Origin of the sequence: Sporolactobacillus laevolacticus DSM 442, from assembly GCF_000497245.1 — a bacterium.
GTDB lineage: Bacteria > Bacillota > Bacilli > Bacillales > Sporolactobacillaceae > Sporolactobacillus > Sporolactobacillus laevolacticus.
This window is the reverse complement of sequence record NZ_AWTC01000005.1, coordinates 215,104-231,486: the sequence shown is the minus strand read 5'-3', so window position 1 is coordinate 231,486 and position 16,383 is coordinate 215,104. Positions and strand designations below refer to the sequence as shown.

Here is a 16,383-nt window from a genome sequence, read left to right as displayed (position 1 = left end):
AGGATGGTGACCATGGACCTAAAATCACTGAAAACATTCCACAGGATTCTGAGCTCAGGGAGTTTTCACCGGGCGGCTGAGGAGATGAACTACGCCCAATCCACTGTCTCAATGCAGATACAGAGGCTGGAAGCAGAGGTAGGTGTGCAGTTGTTTGACAGGACTCAAAAATCCGTTGGTTTGACTGAGGCAGGCAGAGTGTTTTATGAACAGAGCATTGATATTATGAAACGGATCGACCAACTGAAGTCGACAATGATAGAGGTGACCCAAGCGGAATCCGGAAGTGTACGCATTGGTGTCACGGAGCCGTCCGCGAGCTTTCGATTTCCAGCAATTCTTGGTAAATTCTTAAACACCCATCCCAAAGTGCATGTGAGCGTACATATTGCCAACACCCCCATACTCAACAACTTGCTACATACAGGGGAGATTGACATTGCACTTTGTTCCACTCCTGAAATGGGTACCAGTTTATTCTTTGAACCGTTATTCCAAGAAGGGTTTGTGGTATTACTGCCGGAGCATCATCCCCTCAGCGAACAATCCACCATTTCACCTGAGGATTTCGTCGGACAACGACTGCTTATCACAGCCAAGAACTGCCCGTACCGCAAGAAACTTGAAGTGGTTGCCCAAGAGTGGAACATACCATTAAACACGCTAAACACACTCGAAATCACCAGTATGACAGCCCTAACGAGTTACGTTGAGCACGGAATTGGCATTGCGTTAGTTCCTAGGATAATGACTGAGTCACCGGTACCGGGTACAATAGTACGCGAAATGGGATCGCATTCAATTAATATGACAACCGGCTTTCTATATCAAACTGATAAGCTTCCGATGCTTCCAGCGAGCCGTGCATTGTACCATTTTCTAAAAAACGAATTATTGACATCCATCACTCCCTAACTGAAAGTTTTTTCACACACTGCGATGATAAATTTGCTACATCACTTAACTGCCCAAAAGTGCAATAAGGATNATCCATCACTCCCTAACTGAAAGTTTTTTCACACACTGCGATGATAAATTTGCTACATCACTTAACTGCCCAAAAGTGCAATAAGGATGGCTCTCATAGAAGCAATTATTTATGCAGTCGAGGACAGACATCCGTAAGCGTCAAACCTAGCACACCTGTCCAAACGTGTTCGAATCCGTCACAATGAATTCATCACGTATGTGAAAGGATGAATCGCGAATGGAGACGAATCTATAGGCAATAGGGTCAGAACGCATTCATGCGTATCAGACCAGCGGACAAACCATGAAAGCCTGGTGTGCGGAGCAGAACCTGACCGTTCATCAATTAAAATACTGGCTTTACAAAGCTCAACGAAAAAGACCGGCGTCCTCCGCTATGACCTTCCGCCCGGATACTGTCCCACCTCCATCCACCCACATCCCCCGATTCGCTTCACATCCAAATCGGGGTTGCGCGAATCGAGGTTTGCTCCGGTTTTGAACCGGAGCTGCTTCGTGACGTGGTCACAGCGCTATCTCCAATATGCTTCATCCGTTCATTGGCACCGATACGTTCTTAATTGCTCCATTATTACCAACTCGCTTCAAGTATTATCAAATCCCTACGAGTATTTCAGGATGGCTTGTCAGTGCCTATGCCCTAGGTTATGCCTGCTTTGCAGAAAAATCATCCGCCAAAATTGAAATGACTGATATAATTTGAGAAGAGATCGAAATAATTTTCAAACTGATCGATAAATCCAAAAAACCGATCGATACACGAGATGACTTTCGAAAAAAATGTGGATCGGCAGCTCTTCGTGGATTCACTGCCCGCTCAATCATTCCCAGTTGAAAATATTCGTTTGAACAGATACAATAAGTCCTGTTGGTTTTTACAAGATCTCCTCGCAAGATCCAAGAGGGGGTAGAGGCGCGGCATTTATGATGAACGTATCCGAGGCTAAGGGGAGCCGTAGAAGGTGCGCGTAAGGAACTGCCGCCGAAGTGTGTCTGGCACCCTTGTCAGGCATGCTGGGACCGTTTCCGAAAAGGGGCGGGACTGTCACATGCGTCAATGCATGTGTTGTGCTATCGGTGGAAGATGTGCGTGGAGTAAGTGGATAGATCGACCTGTATTGAATCAAACAGATCTTATAAACTTTTTCTATAAAATGTTCTCGTCCGCTGAAGGCATCGTTTTGCTTTCGGCGGACGTTTTATTATCCATTCTTATATTCTTCACATCTCCTCCGAAATACAGAGAGGGAGAGAGAAAACTTGAGACAAGAAAAATCAAATCAATTACGGCGAGGACTGAAGTCGCGACATCTAACGATGATCGCGCTCGGCGGTGCGATCGGAACAGGGCTGTTTCTCGCCAGTGGAAATGCGATTTATACGGCAGGTCCCGGGGGCGCACTTCTTGCCTATGGATTAACTGGCGTCATGGTTTATTTCCTGATGACCAGTCTTGGAGAACTGGCAACCTACATGCCAACGAGCGGTTCATTCAGTATCTATGCTACGCGTTTTGTTGATCCGTCCTTTGGTTTTGCACTTGGCTGGAATTACTGGTATAACTGGGCGATCACGATTGCAAGTGAACTGTCCGCGGCCACTTTGATCATGAAATTCTGGTTTCCGAATAGCCCATCCACCCTGTGGAGCGGATTGTTTCTGCTCATCATTTTTCTGCTGAATGCGTTAACGGTAAAAGGATATGGGGAATCGGAATATTGGTTTGCCTTTATTAAAGTGGCAACCGTTATTATTTTTATTATTCTTGGTTTGCTTATGATTTTTAGAGTACTAGGCGGAGGCGTACCTGGCTTCAGTAATTTCACTGTGGGCGACGCACCTTTCCATGGTGGTTTTCTAGCGGCATTTGGAGTTTTCCTGGCGGCCGGTTACTCGTTTCAGGGCACTGAACTGCTCGGTGTCGGCGCAGGAGAAAGTGAAAATCCGGAGAAAACGGTACCGAAAGCGATGAACACGATCTTTTGGCGGATCTTGCTCTTTTATATTCTAGCCATTTTTATCATTGCGATGATAATCCCGTATACCAGCCATAACCTATCAGCAACGGATACGGTCATGGTCAGCCCATTCACACTCGTTTTCCAAAAAGCGGGACTTGCTATTGCAGCGTCTGTCATGAATGCCGTCATTTTAACGGCGGTGCTTTCAGCGGGTAATTCCGGACTCTATGCCTCGACACGTATGCTCTACGCATTGGCTAAGAAAGGCAAAGCACCGAGGTTTCTTGGCTATGTAACGGGTCACGGTATTCCAATCTGGTCACTGATTGTTACAGCTGCTTTCGGACTGCTTGCTTTCCTTGCTTCAGGTTTTGGTGATGGCGTTGTCTACAATTGGCTGCTGAGCGCGTCAGGAATGTGCGGCTTTATCGCCTGGCTCGGTATAGCGGTCAGCCATTACCGTTTCCGTCGCGCGTATGTCACACAAGGCGGGAAGCTTAGCGATTTGCCTTATCGTGCAAAATGGTTCCCATTCGGTCCATTGTTTGCCTTTGCGGTATGTATGATTGTAGTGATTGGACAGAGCTTTGGCGCTTTTTCAGGCGGCAAAATTGATTGGGGCGGAATCATTGCAGCGTATATTGGAATTCCTATTTTCCTCGCAGTCTGGTTAATCGCAAAGTGGAAAATGAAGGCGAAGCTGATTCCTCTTGAAAAATGCGACATTTCACGTCATCAGGAAAAATAAAAATTAAAGTATGTGATGAAAAAATCGAGGCGCAATCGTCTCGGTTTTTCTTAAAGAGAAGTTTAGGTTTGTAGTAATTACTGATTTATCGCGATTCGTTTGTCGAATATCGATTTTTCAATCTGCATGGGCTGTGATTGCACGGTATTTTGCCGGTAAATTCATGAACATGCTGGACAGAATGACAGAAGGTCAAAATATGAGGTTCCTGCCGAATTCATGATAGAATAAATATAGGAATTGGCATCATACCTGGACAGGGGGGATTTCTTAATGAAAGAAGTAGTGCTGCAAATACATAGCGGGGTCTGGGGTATCTTAGTTCTGCTGTTTATTTTCAGTTTCGCGTTCTATCGGCAAAAAGGCTGGATCATGGGGCTGCGTCTTTCCTACCTGGTCATGATCATCACAGGAATTTGGCTGCTGTTTCTGATTCATTTCCCGATCATCTTTCTGCTAAAAGGCGTTCTCGCCATCCTGCTCATCGGATTGATGGAGATGGTGCTGGGCAGGAGGAAGAAACAAAAGTCAACGGTACCGTTTCTCGTGCTGCTTGCCATAGACTTGATTTTGATTTTGTTGATCGGTTACAAGATTATTTAACAAAAGAAGGAACTTTTCACTTGAACAGGCGAAAAGTTCCTTCTTTTTTGGTTCATTTTTCATACATTAAGTGTTTGCAAGACGCCGGACGCTTTGATTCGTTCCGCGGCTTCGCGCAGGCGGTCCTCTGATTCTAGCAAGCCGGCACGGACGAATTGATCGCCATGTGCGCCAAAGCCGGCACCTGGCGCAACTGCAACATGCGCGCGTTCAAGCAGAGCGTCGGCAAAGGATTCAGATGTGTAACCTTCCGGGACCTTGAACCAACAGAAAAACGAGCCTTTAGGTGCCCGAACATCCCAGCCGATGGCACGCATGCTGGAAACGAGCACATTACGACGCCGTTCATAGAGCGCGCATAATTCTTGAACGGATTGCTGCGATCCGAGCAAAGCAGCAGCAGCGGCATCTTGAATAGCACTCGGAACGTCTGAATGGTCGATATCATGGAATTGGCTTAACGCTCGGATGATTGAAGCGTTGCCGACCGCGAATCCGATACGGAATCCGGCCATATTATACGTTTTTGAAAATGTGTAGATTTCGATTCCTTGCTCCTTTGCACCCGGTGTCTGTAGAAAACTGAGTGGGCGCTTGCCGTCGAAACCGAAAGCACCGTAGGCAAAATCATGAACGACCGGAATATGATGTTCCTGTGAGAAACGAACGGTATCGGCAAAGAACTCTTCCGTTGCCATCGCTCCGGTCGGATTGTTCGGGTAGTTCAGCATCAAAAGGCGAGCCTTTTGCAGCGTGTCTTCTGGTATTGTTTTATAATTCGGTAAAAAGTCGTCTTCTGCGCGAACCGGTATACCGTAAACCTCAGCTCCGGCAAGAGAAGGGCAAACAAAATACATCGGATACCCGGGATCGGTGGTCAACATGACGTCTCCCGGATTCAGCATTGCCTGTGGCAAGGCCGCAATGGCGACGGTTGCTCCGTCAAACACGGTAATTTCAGTCTCCGGATCAATAGAAACACCATATTCACGCCTATAGAATTCACTGATCGCTTCTTTAAGGGATGATTTGCCACCGGCGGGTGGATAGCCTTGATTTTCCGGATTTTGGGCAGCTTTATTCATCGCTTGGATAATCGAATTGGGAGTGGGCTGATCAGGGCTGCCGGTATGAAGATGAATAACATCAATACCTTGCTTGACCACCGAATTAATACGGCGGTCCATACTTGTGAAGTAATTGGCAGGTAGCGATTGAACCTGCCGAGATGGGATGAATTCAGCCATAAACAAACCTCATTTCCTTCCATTATTTCTATACTCTATGAATGGCCAAATAAAATCGTTCGTTCATGCTTCGTTGCGAGCCGAGGAACAATAACTTAGCGTAACCGAGTTATGCTATAAAACTAGCAGCGTCCTTAATAATAACCTTTTTTTCGCTGCACCGCTATGGTCTCTTTTGGAACCGTTCCGCTTATGCTGAATAAAATAGAGAGAAATGCCTATGCATCTGCAGAATATGGTATGCCTGCAAATCGTGGCGCGCGAGGAAGGGTGGAACTATGTTTGTCTATACAGTAAAGACTGGGGACTCGTTATTTGGAATCAGCCAGAAATTTGATGTTCCTCTGAATACATTAAGAGCAACAAATGGACTGACAGCTACCAATATTGTCACTGGTCAGGCATTACTGGTGCCTATTGATGTGTATACGGTACAGCCGGGCGACAGTCTTTGGATCATTTCACGAATGGCTTATGTGCCATTAAACGCGTTGATTCAGGCGAATCCCGGAATAAATCCCGAACAGATAAGCCCGGGACAAAAAATTAATTTGCCGACGATTGAACGTCATGTGGCAACCCATTTTAGTTATACGCAGCTGAGAACACCGGCGGTTGATCAGGCGGTGATTGCTGATAATGCGCCGTACCTCACCTATATTGGATTGTTCGAGATCCATTTTAATTGGAACGGCGATCTTAGCACACTTAATGATAACGCGGCTGTTCTCGCTTCATGGCGCGGCAGGGTCACGCCGGTAATAACAGTAACGAATCTGACGGCGACCGGATTTAATTCAGCACTTGTACAGCGCGTACTGAACACGCCGGATGTTCAGCAGAGGCTTATCGACAATATGATTAATTATGCAACCTCCAATGGATATGGTGGAATTAATATTGATTTTGAAGGGGTGCTTCCTGCTGACCGAAACGCCTTTGTCATGTTTCTCCAAGCATTGAAGGAGCGTACGCAGGCGGCTGGGCTGAATCTCAGCATCGCGGTTCCGGCGAAGACTGACGACACGGTGCCTTGGGTACGCGGCTATGATTATGCGGCGATTGGAGCCATTGTCGACCAATTTTTCATCATGGCCTATGACTGGCATCATGCGGGTAGTGAACCTGGACCTACCGCACCGATTCAGAATGTTAGAGATACTGTGAATTACGCTGCGAGCTTGATGGATCGTAATAAAATTATCATGGGTACTCCGTTTTATGGCTATGATTGGGTCATTCCCTATTCAAGCCAGACGCCCGGCCGAGCAATTCCTTATCAAGCGGCTATTAATCTTGCGATGAGTGAACAAGTGCCGATTAATTATTCTGTGGCAGATCAAGCCGCTTATTTTTACTACACGGATGACTTGGGCCGTAATCATGTTGTCTGGTTTGAGGATGTACGCAGCCTGTCTGCAAAATCGCAGATTGTCTATAATTCAAGACTTGGAGGGATTGGCACCTGGCAGCTGAACTTTGCTATGCCGCAGTACCCTTGGATATTCACCCACTTTTTCCAAATCCGGAAAGTATGATCGTTTTGCATATAACGTGAAAACAAGCGCGGTTCATGCTATCGTAAACGTATGCGATAAAGACATGAAAGCGAGTGGGACGAATGGCAGTGAAAACCATTGGATTTGTTGGTACAGGGGTCATGGGCAAAGGTATGATCCGCAATCTGATGAAAGCGGGTTTTACGCTTCAGGTGTACAATCGAACAAAAAGCAAGGCGGAGGATCTCCTCGCAGAGGGTGCCGTCTGGAAGTCAAGTCCTGCGGAAGCCGCTGAAGGTGCCGATGTGGTCATTACGATAGTCGGCTATCCTAAAGATGTGGCTTCTGTTTATTTTGACAATGGGATTATTGATCATGCCAAATCCGGAGCTTATCTGATTGATATGACAACCTCTTCGCCGCAATTGGCAGAAAAAATTTATGAAGCGGCCACAGAAAAAGGACTGCACGCACTGGATGCACCGGTTTCCGGCGGCGATGTAGGTGCGCAAAATGGAACACTTTCGATCATGATTGGCGGTAATCAAGAAGATGCCGAGGCACTCGCGCCTGTGTTTCAAGCGATGGGTAAGAAGATCGTCTACCAAGGAAAAGCTGGAGCAGGCCAACATACTAAAATGGCAAATCAGATCGCGATTGCCTCGAATATGATTGGTGTTGCTGAGGCGCTTGGCTATGCAAAACACGCCGGTTTGGATACAGATAAAGTGATGGAGAGCATTGAAACCGGTGCGGCCGGAAGCTGGTCACTGACCAATCTCGGTCGCCGTATGCTAAAGGGTGATTTCGAACCTGGTTTTTACGTCAAACATTTAATAAAAGACGAGCGTATTGCTCTGGAATCAGCGGAAGCCATGGGATTCGAAACGCCGGGACTTTCTTTGTCCAAGAAGATTTATGATGAGCTGGCAGAACAAGGCGAGGAAAACAGCGGCACACAAGCAATCTTCAAAAAATATTGGAAAGAATAATTGATAAAAGAGCATCAGAGCGATCACGGAAGATCATTCCCGTGACCGCTTTTTTTCAAGTAAAGAAAGTATACGATTTTTGGCAAAACCAAGTTGATGATCAAACGCGCAGATGCGAGACTCCTGCGGGAATCGCGAGCCAAGTGAGACCCCGCAGATTACCGCCTGTCTGAGGAGGCTCACGGATCGCCCGCGGAAAGCGAGCAATCGGAGCGTAGTCAAGGTTAGTGCCCAGCCACCGCGTCTTGCGGGAGTACGAACCGGGCGCTTTTTGCCCGGTTTTTCTTAACGGGAGGTTAAAAGGCAGAGACATAAGGATCGCATCAACGATTCACTACCTAATCGAGCGTTGATGACAACGATTTTGGGAAACAATGATAGAATAGGTGCAAGAACAAGCAGTGAGGGGAATGAGTTCATGAAACTATTCATCATAATCGGGGCCGTTCTGGCCTTTTTATCCGTGGTCTTCGGAGCTTTCGGGGCGCATGTATTAAAGACACGTCTCGATGACCAAGACCTTGCGGTGTTTCAAACAGGTGTTCATTATCAAATGGTTCATGCGCTGGGATTAATTATTATTGGTATTCTTGCATTGACTGTTTTCAGTGGCCAAGGAACCTTGCTCGCGTGGTCAGGATGGCTAATGGCGGTCGGTGTCCTTCTTTTCTCCGGCAGTCTTTACGCGTTAACGCTGAGCGGAGTCCGTGTACTTGGAGCGATTACGCCGATCGGCGGCGTTGCTTTTCTAGTAAGCTGGGTGCTTGTTGTCCTTGCCGCATTACGTACATGAAAAAACGGAGCATGCCCATGACGGCATGCTCCGTTGTTTAAAGACGATTAAGCGAATGATTCATACGATCGCTCAGCAAAAGGAAGGTTCTTCATCAAGGTCTCTGTGGTCCATAGGGGTATTCATAGTTGAGGGGACCGACGAACTCAAAGTAATTCACAAAAACCATTGGGATGAGATAGCGGATTCGGGTTGCTTCATCTTCGATAATCACATGGTCACGTCCGGCTGCCTCGACAGTGCCTGTAAATTTCTTGGCATTCCACTGACTGTTTCCTTCAAAAGTACAATAGACGGTCGCCGTTTTTCCAAGATTGAGCCGTAAAATATTCTCAATGTATGATTGTTCAACTAAAGGGAGAGGCAAGCCCTGCGGCGGAATAACCTGTACTGGCGGCTGGCCTGCCTGTGGCACCGGTACCGTGTAAGACGGAAACGGATAGGGCATGGTTTGGGCTACAGGCGGCGTTGGTCCTGTCTGCTGTGTCAGTTGCCCCTGAAAAGGAAATGTGCCAGTTCCTGTTTGCTGCGGTGCAACTTGTTGCCTTGATGCGTCCCAGTCTGCTGTGTTGCCGGCTTCGGGACTGAATGCAGCGCCATAAGGCCAGCTGTCTGGTGGAAATTGAACACCCATAAGTAGATTCACTCCTTAACTATAAAATGAATATCTTCAATAGACATTCGGGCAAACGGATTGAGAAGGTGCAAAGAAGCAGTGCGCTTTAAAACGTCCGGTATTCCATTGGTTATACCATTGTGCAGGGCAGGCTCCCGAAGGCTGGAAAAACCAAAGTGAATTTGTCGCCGGATTAAATCGTTCGCCATTAAGAACACGCTGGGCGAGCCGCTTATCCTGCGATCGAGCAGCCTGATAAAAGTAACCTTTTTGTGTCGCTTCAAACCCACCCGGGCTTTGAAAGACCATCTGTGGGATCGTTCTCAGTCCCTCAAAGTCAAGGCAGTTGCCGAGCACACGATTCACACCGACATTGCCGACCAACAGCATGCCCAGCTGGCCGTCACCTTCTGCCTCTGCTCGCATCAGTCGGGCGAGGAGTGAGACATCACTCGAGTTGTGTTGAACCACGGCCATCGCCGTTCATCCTCCTTTGTATCAGACGCAATTCATACCTTATTTCGATGTATAAGCACTCTCCTGTTTTTTATTACACTTAAAGCCTATGCTGGACGGAACAAATGATGACAAATAGTGAAGCATACGGAAAAAGCTGCGACCTTCACACGCATTTTCCATGAAAAAATGGGCGCCGAAGACGGCGTCCATTCATTGGTTTAAAGAGAGTTTATTTTATTTCTCAAAGGTAGTAGTAGCCTGTACGTTTTATTTTTTTAACAGATGCTTGACTGAGAAGACGGGATGGTACAAAAGCATCCAAATGCCGGCGCAGCGCATCACAGTTTTGATTTTTTTTCGATAAATCGGGCTGTAGCAATGCACTTCGCAGTTGGAACAGGCTGTCTTTTTCTCACCAAATGGACAATGCGATAGCCTTTTCAAAGCATAGAGCTGCAGATCTCGACATTCATCGCACAGTTCCTGATGATGATGTTTTTTCCGACAGTAGATCGCGATCATTTTTTTAACCGTGTCTTTTTCTTGCCGAATTACAGGTCCGTTGTTCAATGCTCGTGACAAGACAAAAGCGCTCCTTCATTAAAGAAATGGTGCGGCAGCTGCTCATGGTTTATGGCTTCCGCTCTTAATCGCAGTTGCCTTGTAAAAAAACAATGTTCCTCTGAAGTAAGAAGAGGAACTTGTTTAAAGCCAACATTATGGAGAGAAACCAACCTTTTATAATGAAAACTTTTGACTAAATGATTCTTGAGTTAACTGCGTACCGACAAAGAACGTACCAAATTCACCAAATCGGGCGCTGGCTTCATCGAAACGCATCTCATAGACGATTTTTTTAAACTGGAGCGGATCGTCTGAAAAGAGTGTCACGCCCCATTCCCAGTCATCGAAACCAACGGATCCTGTGATGATCTGATGGATTTTTCCGGCGTATTTACGACCGATTTGACCGTGGCTTTTCATCATCTCGCGCCGCTCTTCCATAGGGAGCATGTACCAGTTGTCCCCATGCTCGCGCCTTTTATCCATCGGATAGAAACAGAAATAATCCGTTTTTGGTAGAATGGGCTTAAGTCGTGCCTGAACGCGGGGATTGGCATAAGGATCGCCGCCGTCTTTCCCGAGATAGTTGCTCAGCTCCACAACTGAGACAAAAGAATAAGCAGGATTAGTTACTTCAGCGAGCTTTGATTTATCAAATTCAGTTTCCAGGTCACTCAGCTCGTCCATTGTCGGACGAAGTGAAATCATTACAAAATCTGCTTTCTGACCAAGTACGGAGTACATGGCGAAGCTTCCACCGCGTGCCTCCTCATTCAGCTCTGATTGGGTAAGAAATTGATTGAATTCCATCAGAGCAGATTGCCGCTCCCATTCAGATTTTGTTTTCCATTCTGACCAATCTATTGTCCGAAAATCATGAAGACAGTACCACCCGTCTAGTGTCTGGGCTGCTTCAGACATAGTGAACACCTCTTTCTCGTTCTATTATAAAGAAAATAAAATTTGTAAGGAAACGAATATAAGCGATAAGGTACCGCGTCCTGTGGACGTTCTGTTAACGCCAAAGGATCAATCGGCAAGTTTTCTTTTTCACGTAATCTAATATAGCATAGATAGAGCATAGGAATGGATGCATAAGAAAATAACTTTCCAAATGTAGGACAAGCTGAATTGGTTTATACTTAACTAATAGATAGCATTTTATGAAGGGGCGGATGGAACAATGGCCGACTTATTTGACAGAGTTAAAGCAGAAGTAAAAAAAGGAAAACCATCGATCATTTTTCCTGAAAGCGAAGATGATCGTGTTGTAGAAGCCGTTCAAAATCTGGCACAAGAAGGCGTTATTGTACCGATTTTAATTGGTAAAGTGGAAGACGCTTCACCTGATGTTCAGAAGCTTGCTGCGGAAAACAAAATTCTGTTCAGGCATCCTGAAACAGATGGCAATATGAAACCGATGATCCAAGCGCTTATTGCTCGCAGAAATGGGAAAACGGATGCGGCGACGGCGGCGGAATGGTTGAAAGATCCATGTTATTATGGCACGATGCTCGTCTATTTGGGGGAAGCCGACGGTTTGGTCAGCGGAGCAGCGCATTCTACTGCGGAAACGGTTCGACCGGCGCTTCAGATTATTAAAGCACAGCCAGGGAAAAAACGGATTTCCGGTTCATTTATCTTGGTAAAAGGAGATAAGGAATTCGTTTTTGCTGACTGCGGCATTAATATTTCACCGGATAGCGAAACGTTGGCTGAAATCGCAGTTGAATCTGCTGAAACAGCGAAAATGTTTGGGATTGATCCGAGAATCGCTATGCTCAGCTTTTCAACGAAAGGATCTGCAAAAGATCCTTCAATTGACAAAGTGACTGAAGCAGTAAAAATTGTTAAAGAGAAAGCCCCGGAACTTTTGGTTGACGGCGAGCTGCAGTTTGACGCTGCCTACGTGCCTGAAGTTGCGGCGAAGAAGGCTCCGGGTTCACCGATTGCCGGTAAGGCGAACGTTTTCGTTTTTCCAAACATTGACGCCGGCAACATCGGTTATAAAATGGTTCAGCGTCTCGGCGGTTACACTGCGATTGGACCGATTCTTCAAGGCTTGGGTAAACCGGTGAATGATCTTTCGCGCGGCTGCTCAGCAGATGACGTCTATAAGCTTGCCCTAATTACTGCAAAGCAAGCAATGAGCACAGTCCAGACGCAGAATGCGTGATTACCACACATTCATGGGAAAATCTAATCGATAAATCAGAAGAAGCGACTCAAACCGTCACAATTGGATTTGAGTCGTTTTTTTGTTGCCTAATAAAAAGCGACCTGTGGTTTGTGCGCGGCGCAGCGGGGTTATGCAGCGGAAGTTCAAGTTTATGAGCGACATGACGGGATTTATGAGCGAAAAGTAAAAATATGCACGCGAAGGAATAAATTATGCGCGAGCGCCAGAAGATGAGCGTTTTATGCACGCGAAGTTCAAGTTTGTGCTGTGTTATTGAATAAGCATTCCTGTGTTTCTTTTTCGCTATTTTTCAGAATATTCTTCTCAAATCCTTTGTAGATGCCTATAATATGAAGTTAATGATTACTCTGTGGAGATGAGCGGATGGATTCCGAACGAGAATATTATTTGAAGCGTGCATCACAAAAGCAAATCAAGAAAGCAGTGACCAGTGACTTTATTTGTAGTTTCAGCAGTTCTTTATTTAATTTCGCGATTAGTCTATACATCTTAAAATTGACTGGTTCAGCCATGAACTTTGGAACAACCTTATTAATTGGTCCGCTGATCGGAATTGTGTTCTCGCCGCTGATTGGTTATCTTGCCGATCACAATGATCACAAAAAGGTGATGATCCGTACACAACTGGGCTGCATTGTTCTGCTTGTTGTCTATAGTGTATTCTTTCCAGTTTTGGGGCAGTGGCATTATTTGATGGTACTGGTTATGGTTGCAACACTTGGGTTGAACACACGTATTTTCAGCGTTACCTATTTGGCTGCGGTATCGCGGTTGGTGGACAAACCGTTTATACAGCAATTGAATTCCTTGGAGCAATCGTCCACTTCATTAGCAAATATTCTCGGCCCAATAGTCGCAGGTGCAGTTTTCTCATTCGTTCCGTTTCAATCGTTTATTTATTTTGAGATAGCCGCTGAATTCATTGTTGTAGGCATCGTTCTCAGCATGAATTTTCAATTGATCAAAGAGGAAGAACAAGCGGGTGCAAAGAAAGAAACGATGTGGACATCAATGAAGCAAGGGTTGATTTATGTGAAAAAGAGACCATTGCTCCTCTATATGGTTGTCGTAGCATCACTGCTCAATTTTTTATGCGGTGTGTTCACTGTTGGATTTCCATACTTGATTATTCATGTGTTACATATGCAAAACCTTCAGTACAGTTTGACGGAAGCATTATTTTCCTTGGGACTCGTTGCCGGCGGCTTAGTTGCCTCGAAACTGTCGGTAGACAGCAATCCGATAGGAATGGTCAGCAGAGCACTAATACTCGAAGGGCTACCCATCATTTTCGCAATCATCCCTCTGATCATTTCGATGAACTCCTGGCTGTCTACCTCGATCTTCGGGCTGATTAATTTTATCATTGCCGTGGTGCTAGTCTTCATTAACGTTCCGATAACAACATATATGCAAAAAACAATCCCGGCCAACTATCAAGGACGCGTTTTTACAATCATGATGGTTGGCGCAACCGCACTCCAGCCATTAGGTTATTTCATTTACGGCATCCTTTTCCAATACGCATCTTCAATAATCGTCATCGCGTTTTCATTTGTTGGTTTTCTTATCATTGGGCTGGTCGTCCGATTAATCAGCAGTAAAGCGGCATATGAGGAAAATTTCCAGGGCTAACTCACATATATGAACAAAAATGATTACCTATAGTAGGACAATTAGAAATGAGGGAAACGATTTTGACGGACATCTTGCCAATGACAACTGAGTATTTAGAAGCATGTACAGAACTGTATATTAACGTTTTTAGAAGCGAGCCCTGGAATGAAGACTGGGCATACGATGCCGGCTATCAGAGACTGTCGGACATCATCCATACACCAAATTTTTTAGGATTTACTGTACAGGACAATGGAGAGATTGTCGGGTTTATTGCCGGCTATAGCAAAGTTTCTTTTCAAGGATTAACCTTTTATTTAGCTGAGTTTTGCGTGAATAATAAAATTCAAGGAAAAGGATATGGATCGAGGTTGCTGTCCTTCCTAGAACAAGAGTTACAAAAGAGAAAAATTCATTCGTTATTTTTGATCACTGAAAAGAATGGGGTCGCGCACAAATTCTATGGGAGAAAAGGCTACTCTGTCAACGAAGACAGAATAATTATGCGGAAAACGTTTTGATCAGGATACAAAAAACCGGACACGAAAAAAGTGTCCGGTTTTCTGGCCTATGGATACTGAAGCTGGTCATCCTATTTGCGTGATTGTAATGTTACGCCTTTTCGCAAGGTGAAATAAATGCCAGTCACGCATTCGGCCAGAGCGCAGATCAGGAAAATCCACTGAACATTGATGAACTGTACAAGCAAGCTTCCGATGAGCAGTGACAGTATACTGACCGGGTCGGCAATAGAATGGATAAAGCCGGAGACGCGGCCAATCATCTGCTGAGGAGTGTTCTCCTGAACCGCCGTCTCCAGGAGGCTACCCATAAATGCACCAATCACGCCCATGGCACCATAGATGAGGATTGTGGCCGGGAAAAAGCGATTCAGGGTGAAGGCAAACACGAAGATACTGTCGAAGATCAACGCGTGAGAAAGCAGCCTCAATTTATTTCTCTGAGCAAACTTCTTTAAAAAGAGTCCGCCAAGAGCCATTCCAGCTCCGGCAGCAGAAAAGAGAATGCCGGTTCTGTCGGCCATAACATTCTTTCCGCCTAAGTATTCCGAAACAAAGATATAGGTAAGTGGGATCTGTAGAGCAATGATAAACTGGGTCAACAGATCGATCAGAAACAGTCTGCGGATGACCGGCTGATTTTTAATAAACATCAGGCTTTCCTTGAAATGCCCCTTATTTTCCGGAACGTCCTCTGGATGGACTGCACTGAGTTTGAGAAAAAATGCACTGCAGGAAATAAACAAATAAGAGAAACTGTCAACGATAAAGGGAAGGGTATGACCCCAAAATCCTACAAACAGTCCGGCGATTGCATAGCCGATGATCATATTGACGCCAATGACAGAAATCTTGAGTCCGTTCGCAGAGGCCAGCTGCTTTCTTCCAACGAGCAGAGGTAGCAGTGCTGTTGAAACAGGACTGTAAAAAGCATCAGCCATACCAATCAGAAAGACAACTGCAAAAAGGATAAGCGTGTGATCAGCCATCGCAAGTAGTGCAGAAAATAGCGCCAATGCGCCATTGATCATGATGAAAACTGCTTTTTTGCTGTGACGATCGACGAGATGCCCGGCAAATAATCCGAAAAACAGTGCGGGCAGACCCTGGAGAAGGTAGACGAGTGTGATATAGGTGCCGCTTCCGGTAAGTGAAAAAATTTTATCGGCCAGTGCGATTGTTGTCAGTTTTGAACCAAGTCCTGAGATGAAAATTCCGGTGAGATAGATCATGAAGTGTGGGTTGCGATACAGTGTTTTATCCATAAAAAAACCTCCGATTTGCCGCGTGCATCCACGGCTTTAGGAGGACTTCGTTACTTTTTAGAGTCAAGCAGGTGAAGTTCCTGATGCCGCGGAGCGATCGCTCAAGTTTACATTGTTTATAAAAAAGGACAGACGTGTTGTGTAAACTTGATTTTTGTGCATTGCGATCACCCTTGGCATGGTCATTCCTCCCAATTCATTCAAACACTATGATTATATTTTGAATAAACAGTTACTGTCAATATACAGATGACTAGACATGCAAAAAAAATCGGGCACTGTTTTAAGCAATGGGTTCCGTTTTGAGG

16 protein-coding genes, 1 pseudogene and 1 riboswitch are annotated in these 16,383 nt (G+C 45.6%); of the genes and pseudogenes, 11 read left to right on the top strand and 6 right to left on the bottom strand.

Annotation, left to right across the window (positions count from 1 at the left end; genetic code table 11):
* From P343_RS26395 to P343_RS26385, 5 genes and pseudogenes are all read left to right on the top strand, one after another.
* The coding region (locus P343_RS26395; RefSeq protein WP_236620339.1) for a LysR family transcriptional regulator at positions 1 to 915 on the top strand (915 nt) is incomplete at its 5' end.
* A gap of 358 nt (positions 916 to 1,273) precedes the next feature.
* Positions 1,274 to 1,471, top strand: coding sequence for an IS66 family insertion sequence element accessory protein TnpA (tnpA, locus tag P343_RS37775; protein ID WP_422784808.1), 198 nt, complete (start codon positions 1,274 to 1,276; stop codon positions 1,469 to 1,471).
* A 42-nt stretch (positions 1,472 to 1,513) separates the two neighbouring features.
* Positions 1,514 to 1,651, top strand: a pseudogene (locus tag P343_RS37440) (MFS transporter); the annotation flags it as partial.
* A 239-nt stretch (positions 1,652 to 1,890) separates the two neighbouring features.
* A riboswitch (Lysine riboswitch) is annotated at positions 1,891 to 2,072 on the top strand.
* 235 nt (positions 2,073 to 2,307) lie between these two features.
* Complete coding sequence (locus P343_RS26390; RefSeq protein WP_236620341.1) at positions 2,308 to 3,699, top strand: amino acid permease; 1,392 nt, start codon at positions 2,308 to 2,310, stop codon at positions 3,697 to 3,699.
* A 273-nt stretch (positions 3,700 to 3,972) separates the two neighbouring features.
* Complete coding sequence (locus P343_RS26385; protein WP_023509780.1) at positions 3,973 to 4,302, top strand: DUF1516 family protein; 330 nt, start codon at positions 3,973 to 3,975, stop codon at positions 4,300 to 4,302.
* Between the two features lie 59 nt (positions 4,303 to 4,361).
* On the opposite strand, the gene P343_RS26380 is transcribed toward P343_RS26385, so the two are convergent.
* On the bottom strand, positions 4,362 to 5,549 hold the full coding sequence (locus P343_RS26380) for an aminotransferase class I/II-fold pyridoxal phosphate-dependent enzyme (RefSeq protein WP_023509779.1): 1,188 nt from the start codon (positions 5,547 to 5,549) through the stop codon (positions 4,362 to 4,364).
* A gap of 278 nt (positions 5,550 to 5,827) precedes the next feature.
* Here P343_RS26380 and P343_RS26375 point away from each other — a divergent pair, with 278 nt between their 5' ends.
* The 3 genes from P343_RS26375 to P343_RS26365 all read left to right on the top strand — a co-directional run bounded on the left by P343_RS26375 (position 5,828) and on the right by P343_RS26365 (position 8,833).
* Positions 5,828 to 7,087 carry a glycosyl hydrolase family 18 protein gene (locus P343_RS26375; RefSeq protein ID WP_023509778.1) on the top strand — a complete coding sequence of 420 codons (1,260 nt, stop codon included), beginning with the start codon at positions 5,828 to 5,830 and terminating at the stop codon, positions 7,085 to 7,087.
* A gap of 83 nt (positions 7,088 to 7,170) precedes the next feature.
* Complete coding sequence (locus tag P343_RS26370) at positions 7,171 to 8,040, top strand: NAD(P)-dependent oxidoreductase (protein ID WP_023509777.1); 870 nt, start codon at positions 7,171 to 7,173, stop codon at positions 8,038 to 8,040.
* Positions 8,041 to 8,458: 418 nt separating this feature from the next.
* Positions 8,459 to 8,833: a DUF423 domain-containing protein gene (locus tag P343_RS26365; protein ID WP_023509776.1), complete on the top strand. Its 375-nt coding sequence runs from the start codon at positions 8,459 to 8,461 to the stop codon at positions 8,831 to 8,833.
* A 94-nt stretch (positions 8,834 to 8,927) separates the two neighbouring features.
* Here the strand turns inward: P343_RS26365 and gerQ are convergent, their stop codons facing one another.
* From gerQ to hemQ, 4 genes are all read right to left on the bottom strand, one after another.
* Positions 8,928 to 9,467, bottom strand: a complete 540-nt coding sequence (gene gerQ, locus P343_RS26360; protein WP_023509775.1) for a spore coat protein GerQ — start codon at positions 9,465 to 9,467, stop codon at positions 8,928 to 8,930.
* Between the two features lie 36 nt (positions 9,468 to 9,503).
* Positions 9,504 to 9,926: a cell wall hydrolase gene (locus P343_RS26355; RefSeq protein WP_023509774.1), complete on the bottom strand. Its 423-nt coding sequence runs from the start codon at positions 9,924 to 9,926 to the stop codon at positions 9,504 to 9,506.
* 249 nt (positions 9,927 to 10,175) lie between these two features.
* Positions 10,176 to 10,490 carry a nitrous oxide-stimulated promoter family protein gene (locus P343_RS26350; protein WP_023509773.1) on the bottom strand — a complete coding sequence of 105 codons (315 nt, stop codon included), beginning with the start codon at positions 10,488 to 10,490 and terminating at the stop codon, positions 10,176 to 10,178.
* 156 nt (positions 10,491 to 10,646) lie between these two features.
* A complete protein-coding gene (hemQ, locus tag P343_RS26345) occupies positions 10,647 to 11,393 on the bottom strand; it encodes a hydrogen peroxide-dependent heme synthase (RefSeq protein ID WP_023509772.1) in 747 nt (248 codons plus the stop codon).
* 262 nt (positions 11,394 to 11,655) lie between these two features.
* Between hemQ and pta the strand changes: the two genes are divergently transcribed.
* The 3 genes from pta (at position 11,656) to P343_RS26330 (ending at position 14,810) form a co-directional block, all read left to right on the top strand.
* On the top strand, positions 11,656 to 12,648 hold the full coding sequence (pta, locus tag P343_RS26340; protein WP_023509771.1) for a phosphate acetyltransferase: 993 nt from the start codon (positions 11,656 to 11,658) through the stop codon (positions 12,646 to 12,648).
* A gap of 387 nt (positions 12,649 to 13,035) precedes the next feature.
* A complete protein-coding gene (locus tag P343_RS26335; protein WP_023509770.1) occupies positions 13,036 to 14,307 on the top strand; it encodes an MFS transporter in 1,272 nt (423 codons plus the stop codon).
* 47 nt (positions 14,308 to 14,354) lie between these two features.
* Positions 14,355 to 14,810 carry a GNAT family N-acetyltransferase gene (locus P343_RS26330; RefSeq protein ID WP_023509769.1) on the top strand — a complete coding sequence of 152 codons (456 nt, stop codon included), beginning with the start codon at positions 14,355 to 14,357 and terminating at the stop codon, positions 14,808 to 14,810.
* A 71-nt stretch (positions 14,811 to 14,881) separates the two neighbouring features.
* Here the strand turns inward: P343_RS26330 and P343_RS26325 are convergent, their stop codons facing one another.
* Positions 14,882 to 16,075: an MFS transporter gene (locus P343_RS26325; protein ID WP_023509768.1), complete on the bottom strand. Its 1,194-nt coding sequence runs from the start codon at positions 16,073 to 16,075 to the stop codon at positions 14,882 to 14,884.
* Positions 16,076 to 16,383: the final 308 nt, after the last annotated feature.

What these genes read in the sequence shown, in the direction of transcription:
- P343_RS26355 (WP_023509774.1), bottom strand. Translation starts at nt 9,926, where the DNA reads ATGGCCGTGGTTCAACACAACTCGAGTGATGTCTCACTCCTCGCCCGA.
- P343_RS26390 (WP_236620341.1), top strand. Translation starts at nt 2,308, where the DNA reads ATGATCGCGCTCGGCGGTGCGATCGGAACAGGGCTGTTTCTCGCCAGT.
- P343_RS26325 (WP_023509768.1), bottom strand. Translation starts at nt 16,075, where the DNA reads ATGGATAAAACACTGTATCGCAACCCACACTTCATGATCTATCTCACC.
- tnpA (WP_422784808.1), top strand. Translation starts at nt 1,274, where the DNA reads ATGAAAGCCTGGTGTGCGGAGCAGAACCTGACCGTTCATCAATTAAAA.
- P343_RS26375 (WP_023509778.1), top strand. Translation starts at nt 5,828, where the DNA reads ATGTTTGTCTATACAGTAAAGACTGGGGACTCGTTATTTGGAATCAGC.
- P343_RS26370 (WP_023509777.1), top strand. Translation starts at nt 7,171, where the DNA reads ATGGCAGTGAAAACCATTGGATTTGTTGGTACAGGGGTCATGGGCAAA.
- P343_RS26380 (WP_023509779.1), bottom strand. Translation starts at nt 5,549, where the DNA reads ATGGCTGAATTCATCCCATCTCGGCAGGTTCAATCGCTACCTGCCAAT.
- P343_RS26365 (WP_023509776.1), top strand. Translation starts at nt 8,459, where the DNA reads ATGAAACTATTCATCATAATCGGGGCCGTTCTGGCCTTTTTATCCGTG.
- hemQ (WP_023509772.1), bottom strand. Translation starts at nt 11,393, where the DNA reads ATGTCTGAAGCAGCCCAGACACTAGACGGGTGGTACTGTCTTCATGAT.
- P343_RS26385 (WP_023509780.1), top strand. Translation starts at nt 3,973, where the DNA reads ATGAAAGAAGTAGTGCTGCAAATACATAGCGGGGTCTGGGGTATCTTA.
- gerQ (WP_023509775.1), bottom strand. Translation starts at nt 9,467, where the DNA reads ATGGGTGTTCAATTTCCACCAGACAGCTGGCCTTATGGCGCTGCATTC.
- pta (WP_023509771.1), top strand. Translation starts at nt 11,656, where the DNA reads ATGGCCGACTTATTTGACAGAGTTAAAGCAGAAGTAAAAAAAGGAAAA.
- P343_RS26335 (WP_023509770.1), top strand. Translation starts at nt 13,036, where the DNA reads ATGGATTCCGAACGAGAATATTATTTGAAGCGTGCATCACAAAAGCAA.
- P343_RS26330 (WP_023509769.1), top strand. Translation starts at nt 14,355, where the DNA reads ATGAGGGAAACGATTTTGACGGACATCTTGCCAATGACAACTGAGTAT.